This is a genomic window from Flavobacterium sp. AK-301 (assembly GCF_058310215.1).
Genome location: NZ_JBZEES010000014.1, coordinates 1 through 14,721, shown reverse-complemented (window position 1 = coordinate 14,721; position 14,721 = coordinate 1). Strand labels below are relative to the sequence as shown.

At 34.3% G+C, this 14,721-nt stretch carries 8 protein-coding genes; 4 read left to right on the top strand and 4 right to left on the bottom strand.

The genetic code is table 11. The features are described 5' to 3' along the window. Window positions 1-35: 35 nt before the first annotated feature. From AC4FQX_RS13845 to murI, 3 genes are all read left to right on the top strand, one after another. Window positions 36-1,004 (top strand): OmpH/Skp family outer membrane protein, encoded by a 969-nt coding sequence (locus tag AC4FQX_RS13845; RefSeq protein WP_491168309.1) that lies wholly within the window; start codon window positions 36-38, stop codon window positions 1,002-1,004. A gap of 17 nt (window positions 1,005-1,021) precedes the next feature. Then, window positions 1,022-1,531: an OmpH/Skp family outer membrane protein gene (locus AC4FQX_RS13840; RefSeq protein ID WP_491168358.1), complete on the top strand. Its 510-nt coding sequence runs from the start codon at window positions 1,022-1,024 to the stop codon at window positions 1,529-1,531. Window positions 1,532-1,600: 69 nt separating this feature from the next. After that, complete coding sequence (murI, locus tag AC4FQX_RS13835) at window positions 1,601-2,383, top strand: glutamate racemase (RefSeq protein WP_491168308.1); 783 nt, start codon at window positions 1,601-1,603, stop codon at window positions 2,381-2,383. Between the two features lie 165 nt (window positions 2,384-2,548). Here murI and AC4FQX_RS13830 read toward each other — a convergent pair whose 3' ends face one another. From AC4FQX_RS13830 to AC4FQX_RS13820, 3 genes are read right to left on the bottom strand one after another with little or no spacing between them, the layout of a single operon-like run. After that, window positions 2,549-3,067: a gamma carbonic anhydrase family protein gene (locus AC4FQX_RS13830; RefSeq protein WP_491168307.1), complete on the bottom strand. Its 519-nt coding sequence runs from the start codon at window positions 3,065-3,067 to the stop codon at window positions 2,549-2,551. A 59-nt stretch (window positions 3,068-3,126) separates the two neighbouring features. Beyond that, entirely contained in the window at window positions 3,127-4,116 is a 990-nt protein-coding gene (locus AC4FQX_RS13825; protein ID WP_491168306.1) for a PorP/SprF family type IX secretion system membrane protein, read from the bottom strand. Between the two features lie 8 nt (window positions 4,117-4,124). Continuing rightward, a complete protein-coding gene (locus tag AC4FQX_RS13820) occupies window positions 4,125-12,809 on the bottom strand; it encodes a T9SS type B sorting domain-containing protein (protein ID WP_491168305.1) in 8,685 nt (2,894 codons plus the stop codon). 389 nt (window positions 12,810-13,198) lie between these two features. Between AC4FQX_RS13820 and AC4FQX_RS13815 the strand changes: the two genes are divergently transcribed. Further along, window positions 13,199-14,098, top strand: coding sequence for a NifU family protein (locus AC4FQX_RS13815; protein ID WP_491168304.1), 900 nt, complete (start codon window positions 13,199-13,201; stop codon window positions 14,096-14,098). Between the two features lie 23 nt (window positions 14,099-14,121). Here the strand turns inward: AC4FQX_RS13815 and AC4FQX_RS13810 are convergent. Next, the coding region (locus AC4FQX_RS13810; protein WP_491168303.1) for a PorP/SprF family type IX secretion system membrane protein at window positions 14,122-14,721 on the bottom strand (600 nt) is incomplete at its 5' end.

Sequence of the window (14,721 nt, the reverse complement as noted above, 5' to 3'; positions counted from 1 at the left end):
TTGGCATGATATTTTCTAATAAATACTTGAGAGTTATGAGAAAGCATATTATAATACTGTTTATTACGGTTTCTGCTTCTTTTTCGGCTGAAGCGCAAACAAGAGGAATCAGAATCGGCTATATTGATATGGAATACATTCTGGAGAATGTACCGGATTATACTCAGGCTAAAAATCAACTGGAAGAAAAAGCCCAAAAATGGAAACAGGAGATTGAAGTTAAAAAAAATGAGATCGTAAAGTTTAAGGAAACTTTAAAAATTGAAAGGGCTCTTCTTACTAAGGAGCTTATTGAGGAACGGGAGGATGAAATTAAGTTTCTGGAAAGTGAATTATTGGATTATCAGCAAAAAAGATTTGGACCGGGAGGTGATCTGATTCTTCAGAAAGCAGGTCTGATAAAACCGATACAGGATCAAATCTTTACAGCGGTACAGGATATGGCTGAAAGTAAAAAATATGATTTCATATTTGACAAATCTTCTGATCTGACTATTCTATATGGAGCTAAAAAATATGATGTTAGTGATCAGGTCGTCAGAGTTCTTACCCGTGCTTCAAAAAGAGGGCAAGTAAGCAAAAAAGAGCTTAAAGAAATTGAAGCACAGGAGGCTAAAGAGGATATGGAAGATGATAATGAGGCTTTATCGGAAAGAAAGAAAATCCTTGAAGAGAAAAAAGCAGAAAGAGAACGTTTACTTGAGGAAAGAAAGAAAGCGTTTGATGACAGAAAGAAAGCGTTTGACGAAAGAAGAGAGAAACTAAAACAAGAAAGAGAAGCAAAAAAGAAAGGTGAAACTCCTGCTGAAAATACTTCTGCTACAGAGAAAGCAACTGACAATTCTACTGGTACAGAAGCAGAAAACGAACGAAACAAAAAGATTGAAGAGCGTAAAAAAGATATAGAGGAAAGAAAACGAAAAATATTAGAAGCAAGGGAAGCGGCTAAAAGAGAGAGAGAAGAAAAACTTAAAGAAAGAGAAGAAAACAAAAACAAAAATTAATTAATACTTTTAAAATGATGAAACAAGTAAAAACCCTATTAATTGCAGCAGTACTATTTTTTGGTATTAACCAAACTGCTAACGCACAAGCAAAAGTAGCGCATATAGACGTTAGTGAATTAATGACTACTATGCCTGAAATGAAAGCGGCTCAGGCTCAGATTGAAAAATTGAGCAAAACGTACGATACTGAGTACAGAACAATGGTTGAAGAATATCAGAATAAATTAAAAAAATACGAGCAGGAAGCTTCTACTGTAGGAGATAAAGTAAATGAAGAGCGTTCTAAAGAGGTTCAGACTCTTGGACAGAACATTACTCAATACAGAGAGACTGCTCAAAAAGAGTTACAACAAAAACAAGAGGATATCTTCAAACCAATCTTAGAGAAAGCAAGATTAGCGATTCAAAAAGTAGCGAAAGCAAAAGGATACCAATATGTTCTTGATGCTTCAAGTGGTGGTGGTGTTATCTTTGCTGATGGTCCAAACTTATTGAATGATGTTAAAAAAGATTTAGGTTTCTAATCTGAATCCTTAAATAATACATTTAAAAAACTGCTCAATTAATTGAGCAGTTTTTTTTATATTTGTTTTATGATAGCTACAAACCCTATTGGATTATTTGATTCAGGTATTGGAGGGACTTCTATATGGAAAGAGGTACATCTTTTATTACCAAATGAGGATACCATTTATTTATCAGATAATAAAAATGCTCCTTATGGTCAGAAAACAAAAGAGGAGATTATTCATCTAAGTTTTAAAAATACGGAATTCCTTTTAGAGAGAAATTGTAAAATCGTTGTTGTTGCCTGTAATACGGCTACAACAAATGCAATTAAGGAACTAAGAGCTAAATATGACGTCCCGTTTATCGGTATTGAGCCTGCTATAAAACCTGCTGCTAATAATTCTAAAACACAAATTATCGGGGTACTGGCGACAAAAGGTACTCTGAGCAGTGACCTTTTTCATTCTATAGTAACTCGATTTAATGAGGTTCAGATTATTGAACAGGTAGGTTACGGACTAGTTCAGCTAATCGAAAACGGCGATATGGAGTCGCCTGAGATGACAGAGCTACTCCATGCGTATCTTACTCCGATGATTAAAGCAAATATTGATTATTTGGTATTGGGATGCACACACTACCCTTATCTAATCCCTCAAATCAAAAAAATTATTCCTCCGCATATTAAGATCATTGACTCGGGTGAGGCGGTTGCAAGACAAACTCAGTTCATTCTTAATGAGAATAACGGACTAAATCCAAATACAGATACCGGAAATAGCAATTTATTCTATACTAATGCGGATTCTAAGGTACTTGCTTCTATACTGGAACATAAATATCCTGTTATAGAGAAAGACTTTTAAGTTAGTTGACCATTTTATTTAGTTGATAATTAATAATTGATAGTTTTTTGTGAGAGGTGAAATGTTATTAGTAAAATGTGATACCGGAGAATAGTTGTTGGTTGTTAGTTATTGGTCTTGAACTGCCCTGCTAACTTTGCAACTTTGAACTAAATAACGAATAACCTACTCTTCATCTTTCAACCAGCCTGAATACATTACATAATTATTTGAAATGCGTTCAATTTCTCCGGAAAAAGCGGAAGCATTGATATCTTTTACTTTTTTTGCCGGAACTCCGGCATATATTGTGCCGGATTCTACTACGGTATTCTGAGTGACGACTGCTCCTGCTGCAACAATGGAGTTGCTTTCTATGATACAATTATCCATTACAATGGCTCCCATTCCTATCAGAACATTATCTTGTATTGTACAACCGTGTACAATGGCATTGTGTCCTATGGAAACGTTGTTTCCTATTATGGTGGGATGCTTCTGGTAGGTACAATGAATAACTGCTCCATCCTGAATATTCACTTTATTACCGATTTTTATAAAATGAACATCTCCTCTTATAACGGCATTAAACCAGACACTACAGGATTCTCCGAAAGAAACGTCTCCGATTATGGTAGCATTTTCTGCTACGTAACAATCTTCCGGAATAACCGGACTCTTTCCTTTTACCGATTTTACTAACATATATTTTCTTTTATCTACTTCAATTCAACAAACTGAAATCTAATTAACGGAACTCAAAGTTAATTAACTGCGGGACAATTACAACTAAATCTCTCTTTTTTGCAAAATAAATTAAGTCCTACGGTTATCTGATGAAATCCTTTATTATCAAGTTTGGTATTTCCTGTTAAATAGGTATAGGTATAGGCAAACATAAAGTTTCTATAATTCACGCCAATAATCGGTGTAAGATATTGCAGTTTGGTATCTTCGATATCTCTGTGCTGACTGGATTTTACTCCGTCAAAACTTCTTCTGTAGGAAAGACCTCCCCATATTTTCCCGAAATCCATATTTTTATAGACCTTCAGATTCACATCAATATTTTTTTCTTTGGTTTCTTCTATTAACTGGAATAATACGGATGGCTCCCATTGTATATCGCTATAACGCCCAAAAACATACCCTGTACTGAATAAAAACTTTTTCAGATTATCGGATTCATAATCGCTATAGATCTCTCTTTTATTGGCAATTACATTTTTAACAGTCAGATGTGTATAGAAATCCATATACTGATAGGTGGCTCCGATATCAATATTAAAGTAGGAGTATTTTTTTATCCCTCCGGTTATATTCGGATCATAGTCTGACCCAAAACTGGTCTCATCCAGCTGACTCTGAATCAAACCGGCATTCATACCGAAAGATAAACGATTTAACTCATCATCATAATTTGAAAAATTAAGATGATGTGCATAGGTCAGTTTTGCTCCTTTTTGAGAATGGTATCCGTTCTTGTCATTAAACAGTATTACTCCAACCCCGGAATGGTCTCCTACTGGTGTATTAAAACTCAGTGTCTGCAATTTTGGTGCATTATCCTGACCGGACCACTGCTGACGTGCGGTCAATCTGATTTTTGCACAATTAGCTGCTCCTGCCATTGATGGATGTATCAGATAATAGTTATCTGTTAAATAGTCTGAATATATGGCTATTCCTTCCTGCGAAAATGAAATGTTTGTAATTAATATTGTTATAAGTACAAACCATTTTTTTAAATCCATAATGTTAGTTATCTTTTTAATGAAAAATGTGCTTTAAATTCTTTTTGTACTCCTTCTTCTATATAAATCGCTGTAAACCAATAATCTGTGGAAGGCAGAGCATAACCATTGTATGTTCCGTCCCATCCTATACCTTCTGCCGGACGTATTGTTTTAATATGTTTACTATATCGATCAAAAATATGGATTATGGCATTTTCCTGTCCGCTAAGATCATCTATGTTCCAGGTATCATGGTACCCGTCTCCGTTTGGGGTAAAATAATGTGGATAATTAATTAACAGCACTTCTCTTGAAACTTCTCCGCAACCTTCCAGTATTTCTCTGACTGTTACTTTATGAAGTCCTGACGGAACATCATGGAATACCGGGGAACTCTGGGACGGTTCGTTATCCAGTTGATATTCGTATTCTCCGTGACCTTCTACTATTACTGTAATAGACTGGTGCTCTGTAAAGGCTGCACTTATTTTTATATCTTTAATAATAGCGGGAGAACTTTTATCCAGTATATGGGATGTAAACTCACCTGATTTAGAGATACATCCTGTCTCTTTGTGTGTCGCTATTACTTCATAGAAACCGGATTCTCCTGCTTCGTGAGTTGCTCCATCTACTCCGGGAATCAGTTTACCGTCTTTATACCAGTCAAAATAGTAATCTGTTGCTGATAATCCGGAATGAAGGGATACGGTTTTCATACGTTCTCCTGTAGTATAATCGACACAGATATTTGCGTTTTCAAATCTTAATGTTGGTTCCGGAACGATGCCAACGGATAATTCAACGGTTGTTATATCCTGACAGCGCAAGGTTCCTGTACTATTGATGACTCTGATCCAGATCGTCTGATTTTCGGGACTGCTGCTATTTTGATATGATTCGGGATTTGAAATTGGGTTTGTATTTGTTTCAGCGTCTGTTTTATTCTGATAGAAACTCACTATATAAACGGAGGTATCCTGACCTGCTAATATCTCCGGAATCAGGGAAGTCAGATCAAATACTGCTATTCCGTCATTTACACCATCCTGCTCATCGCAAAAGAAAGGGAAATCGGCGGGTTTATTCGCTATTGCCTGTTCTTCAACGATCAGTTTAAATTTACCATAAGGATTTACACAATTAGTTACTTTGTTCTGTACTCTGACATAGATCGTCTGATTATTAATTATGTTAGCATATTTATCTGGTAATGCATTGATTCCGCTAATGGCTTCCTGAGGACTCTGATGATAGGTGACTGTAAATCCGGATGGATGTTGTTGTCCTAATACTTCTGCTGTCTTGGTGGTCAGATCGAATGTTGTTGTTCCTTTACTTCCGCATAATACGTAATCTGAAATTACGTTGTTATCTCCTGAATTGGGTAATAGGTTCAATTCCAGTTTCAGTGGTACGATCACATAACATCTTTTTGCGCTTGGATTGGTAACTCTGACAAACAGTGTACTGCTTCCTGATATATAGGTTTTTGGATTAGTTATTCTGTTTGTTTCATTTGCTGCATCTAACCACGTGGTATAATATCCTGTTTCTACACTTGTATTTCCGTTTCTAATCTCGAATTCGCTTAAAGTCAGATCAAAAACATCTACTCCATCACCCGGATTATTATCATCGCAGACTTCTAATGGTGTTAATTTTGCAATCGGATCCGGCAACGGCAGTACAATAATCTCTAATGTTGTAAAACTTTTACATCCTGTTATTATATCTGTCACTACGATATGTAAGGTAGTGCTATTACTTTTATAAGCCCGGGAACCGGTTATTTCATTTGTACTATTTTGTGCGTCTGTTATTGTTGTATAATATTTTACGGTATATCCTGATGCTCCTTTTAGTACTTCATTGTTTTTTGAAGTCAGATTGAAAGTGGAAATACCATCATAATTATCATCGCAAACCTGTAAAGGATCCGGTATGGTTAACGGTAAAGGATTATTTACTTTTAATTGGAATGTAGCGATACTGAAACAATCGGTTATGGTATTATTCAGACGAACCCAGATCGTCTGCGGATTAATGGTGTTAGTGTAATTCGCAACATCAGCAATTGCATTTACTTCTTGTTCTGCGTCTGTTACAGAAGTATAATAGGTAATACTATGCGTTGTTGGCGATGATAAACTCTTTTCAATATATAGGGTCTGTGAGGTCAAATCGAAAGGAGTCTTTCCGTCTATTTCATTGATATCACATTCTACCAGATCCTGCAATTTTGGAATTACGGGATATGGATTGACCTGTAAGTTCAGCTCTCCTCTACTCCAGCATCCTGTTGTTGTATTGGTAACTCTGAAATAAAGTGTTTGTTTATCGATTGTCTTATTGGTGTATGGACTACTTATCACTTTTGTATCAGCAATAAGATCAGAATCTGATTCATAGAATGTAACGGCAACACCAGCTACTCCTCCGGTAATTTCCGGAATGGCATCTGCTATTCTGAAAGATTCGAAACCATTATTATTTGCATCACAGTATTCCATTGTTGCAGGGGCTATAACCTGAGGAAGTGGAAGTAATATCATAGACAGTTTTTTAACGGTGTAACAACCTGTTATTCTGTCCTGAAAACGAATCCAGATATCTTTTTGTTCCTGAGTAACGGAATAGGAACCATAATTATTGATCTTATCGGAAGTGGTTGCTACATCTGCTCCTTCAAAACTTTCATAATAGGAAATATCTATATCGGAAGTATCCGATAACATATCCGGAATATACTCAGTAAGATCAAAATATTCGTGCATATCGGACTTCAGGTCACATTTTGCAGTAGACGTGTCTTCTGCCGGAATTGGAAGATATCTATTGAATTTCAGCTCTGTAATGGTATAACATCCCAGTATATTTGTGATTCTTACGTATACTGTTACGGTAGTATCAAACTTTTTCAGTAAATAATGTTCCGAATTCGGAATAACATTAGTATTCGTCAGCGCATTATTATGGGAGGTAAAGAATGTAAAGGTCAGATCGGTCTCTCCTGACAGAACATTCTGAATATACTCCTGAAGATCAATATATTCTTCACCATCTCCATTATTATCACAATAGGGTAATGATACGGGAATATCATACTCTTTATAGAATGTATTTATTTTAATTTTCCCTAATGAGGGGCAATAGGTTCCGGGTTTCGCTAAACGAACATAGATTGTTTCGGTATAAATAATACCATTCTGATAGGCTGTAAAATCAATTATCTTATTCTCATCATTCTGAGCATCTTCTAAAGTTCTATAATAGGTGAAATCAACGCCACTTTCTGAGGTAAGAAGGGTCTGAGCCAGTGTGAGGTCAAATTTTTCAAAACCATTATTGTCATTGTCACAAACTACTAATTCTACTTCTTCTGTTAATAATGGTACTTTATTAAGGGTAAAAAGAGTCGCTTTTACAACATCAAAACATTTTAAACCATTGGTTACTCTGACATAAATGTCTTTCTCAAAACTATCGATTACAAAATTTTTATAATCGATTATTTCATTTTCGCTATCTAAAGCGTCTTCTCTGTCAAGGAAATAAGCAAATGTATTTCCTACCGGATCAGCCATAATAACCGTTTCTAAAGCTGAAAGATCCTGTGTGTAAACCCCGTCCAGGTTGTCATCACATACTTGATAACGTTGTTCTGTTAATTCCGGTAATGGTAAAATCTTCAGTGCAATCTCTCCTATCATATAACAACCTGAAGTATTTTCAAAACGAACATAAATCGTGGCATTCTCCTGAATAGCTGAATAATTATCCGGTGAATTTATCTTATCTGAAACAAGTTCTTTATCTGCTCCTTCTTTAGTGGTATAATAAGTAATTTCTAAGACGAAAGGATCAACAACCATTTTTGAAACATAACTGGTCAGATCAAAGTATTCCTGCATATCTTTTCCGATATCACATTTTGAATCGGAAGTATTAGTCACTTTGACTGGCGGATATCTGGTAAAATTCAGTTCCTGAATAAAATAACAGGTACTGACGGTATGTGTAATTCTGACATATAATGTCACTGTGGAATCAAAATGCTCCAGTAAATAATTCGTAGAATCGGGTATAACATTACTTTGTGATTCGGCATCGGATTTATTTTTATAAAAATCCAATTCTAAACCGGTTTCCCCTATAATATCCTGAACGTAGGTCTGTAAGTTAATATATTCTTTTTTATCTGCTTCATTATCGCAGTATTCTAATTTGTCCGGAATGCTATAGTTTCTGTAGAACGTATTTAGTTTCACTCTTGCTAAAGCGGGACATCTTGTGGCTTTGGATAAACGAACATAGATTGTTTCGGCATAAATTATACTGTTTGTATAGGCTGTTTTATCTGTAATCGTATTTTCATTCTTCTGGGCATCTTCCAGAGTTCTGTAGTATATAAAATCGACACCACTTTCTGAGGTAAGAAGCTTCTCTGCTGATGTCAGATCAAATACTCTATATCCGCTGTTATCATAATCACAGGCATATAGATCTACTTCTTCTTCTAATAAAGAAACTTTATCAAGGGTATACAGGGTAACTGTTTTTACATCGCTACAACCAAATCTATTTGTTGCTCTGACATAAATAATCTTCATAAAATCAGGAATAACAAAATTTTCAAAATCAACAATTGGATTTTCATTATTTAGTGCTTCTGTTGGATCCAAAAAGTAAGAGAAAGTAAATCCTGTCGGATTCTGAATTACATATGTATTTATTTTTGTCAGATCTAAAGTATAAATACCGTCCAGATTATCATCACAGACCTGATAGAAATTATTAATCAGTTTTGGGGGAGCCATAATATTAATCTCTATACTTCTTACTGCATAACATCCGGTATCGGGATTCAGGAAACGCACCCATACATAAGATTGCTCATCTGTGGCAAGATAATTTTCCGGGTCATCTATCAATTGGGATACCGTTTCATTATTCGCTCCGTTCTCTGTTTTGTAATAGGTAATTTTTACTGTAGCGTCATCGGTTATCATCCCGGGAATATATTCCTTAAGGTTGACAACTTCTTTCATATCTGAACCTTTATTGCATAAATAGGTAACTGTATTTTTTACCCCAATAGCGGGATGAACTGAAAAATTAATCGTTGCAATGGAGAAACATCCTTCTGTTTTATCTTTAATTCTGACATAAACATCTTTAGGGAATCCGTTTATCAAATAACTTGTAGAGGAAACTGCTCCAATTCCTTTAACAGCATCGTCAGCGGAAGCATGAAATGTAAAGGTAAAATCATTTGAATTATCAACTAAGAATGATGTGTAAAGACCCGAATTCACGTATTCTTTATTATCTCCATTATTATCACAGATTATTGTGGAATAATTTTTAACCTCTGGAGAAAGTGTAAGGTGGAACTGAACGGGCTCAATAATGAAGCAATCCTGCTGGTTCATTATTCTTACATAAAGGATTGCACCTTCAATAATATCATAATTTGTTACAACATTTTTTTGGTTCTTTGCTTCTTCTGCGTCTTTATAGTACTCAAAAGTATATTCTGTTGAATTAGCAACCAACTTGGTATTAAAAGTACTTAACAGCACTTCTTTCTCAATGTTATCATTTTCAAAATCACAAATACTCTGATCTGAATTCACTGACACGGGAAGTGTATGCATGAATATTGTATAGGGTTTAATCAGAACACAATTGGTTGTTTTATTTCTTAATCGAATATAGATTTCTGTTTCTGCCTGACCTACTTCAAAGGAATCGGGAGAATCTATTTTATACTTATTATCTTCATTTTTAGCGGCATCTAATGTCTGATAAAAATCTATTTGTGTTTCATTTTCATCTATACTACCTTCTGTTATTAAGGGTGTTAAATCTACGGGTTCTCTCTGATTTCTGTCCCAGTCACAAACTTCAATGGGGGTTAACGGTGTAAGAATAACCGAATCATAAAATGAAAATTCTATCTTCTGAATAAAGGGACATCTTTCTTCGAAATTAACACGAACATAAATAGTATGACCATTTGTTATATCGTAATCGGTCAGATTCGCTATTTTATTTTCTTCATCATAAACATCTTTTATGGAATTTATCGGATAAAAATCAGCGGAAATATACTCTGTGAAATCTTTTGTCAGATCGGAAATAAGTTCTGTTAAATTATATTTTTCTTTTCCGTCATTTTCATCATCACAGATCTTAACTTTGAGAAGTTCCGGTTTATCCAGAGCAACTAAATTAAACTTCAGATCATAAACAAATGTACAAAAGGCATCTATTTTTACGCTTGTATATACTATAACTCCGGATGGAGGTACTACTACTGATTCGATAGGGTTCTTTCCTGTTTGTGCTTCTTCTTTTGTGAGGTGAAAAGTAACTTCTGATTCCGGATATTGTTCTGTATATTTCTCTATATACTCTTCCAGAAGAACATTTTCTTTTTTATCGTCATAGAAATCACAAATATTTATATTCAATACGATCTCTACTTTTTTATTTAAAGCTGCTGTTATTTTTCTTACCGCTGTTGCTCCTGTTCTATTATCTTTAAATCTTACCCAGAATTCTGTAGTTTTCTCAATATAGAAAGCGGAAGCTTTTGTATCAGGAATTCTGTTCTGATTTTTTTTAGCATCCTCTTGTGTTTCATAAAATCCATAAAGTGTGGGAGCTGGTGTCACGTCTTTAATCATACCTTTAAAATAGGTGTTTAAATCTATATCCTGACCAGCTGACTCAATACAAGCCGGACTACCATTGCCACCGCTTCCGCCACCGGAGGTGTCTCCTCCATCTTCTATATCTGACTCACAGAATGTAAAGGTTATTTTAGCTACACCTCCGCATAATCCTTCGATATCTCCTCTTACGTAAAGTATTGTTCCTTCTCTTGCTATAACTTTAGTTGGATCTGCAATTGGATATATATTGCTTTCTGCGTACGATTTATAATAAAAGTAGGATAAATTAATATCTGTTCGTCCATCTAAAAGGATATTAGTCAGTTCACTATTTTTAAGATTATACTCTACTACTCCATCGAAATCATCGTCACATACTGTTATTTTCTGATCCTTTAGTTTTACTTCTTCTTGTAATTTTAAAATTACTTTAAAGACAGTATAACAGGAAGAAGCCATATAATAATTATAGGCTCTGAAATAAACCTCTGTATCTCCGGTTATCGTAATATAATTAGAAATTGCATTGGTATTATTTTCTGCATCGATTTCATTTTTAAAGTATCGGAAATACATCCAGGATTTATATCCTATTAGTTTATTAGAAAGATTGGAGAGGTAAAACGATTCTTTTCCATCATCTCCTGTATCACATATATTTAATATCTGCTCTTCTTGAAAACCTTCCGGTTTCTGATACAGTCTTAATATAATGGTTGCTGTAGTATAACAGTTTGCTCCTTTTGAGATTCTTAAATATAATACTTTTGTCGCCACCTGCATCTGATAAGCATCCATTCCCGACAAAGGATTAGCGCCTGAATTAGCATCTGTTAATGAATTATGCATTGTAACTGTAAGTCCCTGCTGGACTCCTGTTACTTCTGGTATTAATGCTTCTACATTAATCGTTTCATTAAATGTGGTCTGCCCTGTAGGAATTATAGTGCAATAGGATTTATCTACGTTTTTTGCTGTTGGGAAATCTTCAGAAAAAATCACTTTTATATCATCTGTCAGCGTAAGATTCTGACAAATACTATAGGTTACTCTTGCACTATAGGTTGTATTTTGTTTTGGATAGACAATAACGTCCTTAGTATATTTATAAAGACGTGCAGAATTCTCATACCAGTCATATGAGACAAAACTTTCTGCACCAGAAGGTATAAATCTCCATGCTTCGTCTTCGGTAGTCCAGATTCCTGTGTTTCTGTCCGGAGCAGCTAACCCTTCTGTACCTGTCTCGTTTATAACCCCTATTACGGCTTTTTTTTCGTTTCCTGTTGCGCAGGTAGCCGATTTGTTTTTTATAAAAATATCAATGATGTTTGTCGACTCATATAATACAATCTGGGTAGTCGATTTTACTTCACAAGCGAAATGATTCATTCTGTAGTAATTAATTACTACTTTCCTGAAAGGAGCTGTTCCGGTCACATACATTAAAATCTGACCGCAATCATCTACTCCTGTAATGGGATTATAACATCCGAAAACATTTTTATCATTTGTTAAATCATGATATGCTCCAAATATTGCATTTCGAATTAATCCGGGATTAGGGATAGATCCTGCAATAGTATAGGGGCACTCTGTTCCGGTATTTTTGACATCAAAACTAATCACTCCGTTATCTCCAAGTATCAGAGAATTGAACCGATTACCATAAAAACAAAAATTAAATGGAATTCTCTGAACTTCACTCCACTTATCATCTCCTGAAATATCTATTATGGTTCCTTCCGAGAAATCTCCTATGGGATCAAACGGAATTTTTGAAACTTCATAATCAGTAGGTTTTTTGATAATAGGATGTTCTACTGTTAACTGAACTCCTTTATTAGGTTCAAAAATATAATCACAGTCAATAGTGATAGTATCTTTGTTATTGTACTTATCTTTTACAATAACTTTTGGATGAGTTTGGTTAATCAATGAATCTTTCAGACTGATTTGTGAATATGAATCCGTTACACTAAATAACAAACTGAAACTAATTCCTATAAAAAATAATAATTTTTGCATCTTAACACAATTTAACAAAACACAAACATAACAACTTATTTCTATTCTTCATTAATGATTTTAGTAAAAATTCATATTACAACTAAGAATGTTAAAAACAATTAACCATAAATGCGTTATTATTGCGTTATTTAACAGGAAAAAACACGGTGAAAAGAAATAAAAATACTTAATTTCTATTTTAACCTTCGATTCAATAAAATATATCAACAAAATTTACTAAATATTTATTTAATAAAAACACTTAACGTTATGTGGATAAAAAAAATTAAATTACTATACTGTTTTTTAAACTGTATCGCAAAATCAATATGTTAATTTATTGTTTAAACTCTTTTATTTGGCAGAACAACCATTTTTGTTCATTAATTTTGGAGAAAATTTAAATCATGACTAAAGTAACGATCAAAGAGACTCAGAGTCCATCTATCATAAAATTTGAATTGCCGGATTTCATCACTAAAACAGATAATTTTGAATTTAAAAATATTGATGAAGCAGGTGACTCTCCTTTAGCACAACAATTATTCTATCTGCCGTTTGTAAAAACAGTTTATATTTCAGGAAATTTCATAGCTGTTGAAAAATATAACATTGTAGAATGGGATGATGTAAAAGACGCTGTTGCAGAACAAATTGAAGATTTTGTAAATAAAGGAGGTGAAATCATTAAGCTAAAAAATAATACTACAAAAAAAGTTCCGGTAACGGTTTATGTTGAAAGTACTCCGAATCCTTCTGTATTAAAATTTGTTGCCAGTAAAATGTTGACCAAAACCATTGTGGAATTTAAAAATATCGATGAAACAAAGGCTTCTCCTCTGGCAAAGGAACTTTTTAAATTCCCTTTTGTAAAAGAAATTTTTATTGATGAGAACTATATCTCTATCACAAAATATGATGTAAGTGAATGGCAGGAAGTAACTCAGGAAGTTCGCTCTTTTATCAAACAGTACATCGAGGAAGGCAAAACAATCATTGACGAAACACTGATTACAGCTGCTCCGCAACATGAACAACAACAGGAGAAAAAATTTGATACTCTGGATGTTACGTCTCAACAAATTATCAATATCCTTGAAGAGTATGTAAAGCCTGCGGTTGCTGCTGATGGTGGCAATATCTTGTTTGATTCTTATGATGAGAAAGATAAAAGAGTAAAAGTGGTATTACAGGGAGCCTGTAGTGGTTGCCCGTCCTCTACTTTTACTTTGAAGAATGGTATAGAAAACATGTTGAAAGATATGCTTAATGATCCGGAAATTAAAGTAGAAGCCTTAAATAGTTGATAGTTTGTAAAAAACATTTTACATTATGGAAGAGCTGTTGCCATACAAGGACAATCACTTATTCCCTGGAACAGGTCAAGTCCCAGAGTGACCATATGTGTCCCTGAGTTATAGCCCATAATACTATTAGTGGTCACCTGATACGAGTAAGCAAAATAGAAATTTGACTTCTTTAGTCCTGCCATCGGTCCGATGCTTAAAGGCTCTAACATCTGATCATTTAAAAAACGATAGGTGATTCCTGCCCAGAAATAATCTTCATGTTGCAAAAAACGAAACTTTAAATTCAAATCTGTACTTGAACGTCCGTCACTTTCATAATACTGAAAGAATGCGGAAGGCTCAATCTCAAAATTACTTAATCGATCTTTTTTCAATACATAGCCGGTATAAAACTGATAGGTTCTTAAAGTAATTGGCTCAATCCCGGTAAAATTATCTAGGTTCTTATCCAGAATATTAGCAATACTAAAATTAGCATAGAAGTTTTTCTCTCTGTATAGTATACTCACATCAAAGTTATGATTGATAATCGAACGATCGTCATATACTCCCGGATCAGGAATATTAGGATCAAATTTATCAATATCAATTTTAAACTGATTGAAATTATACGACAATCC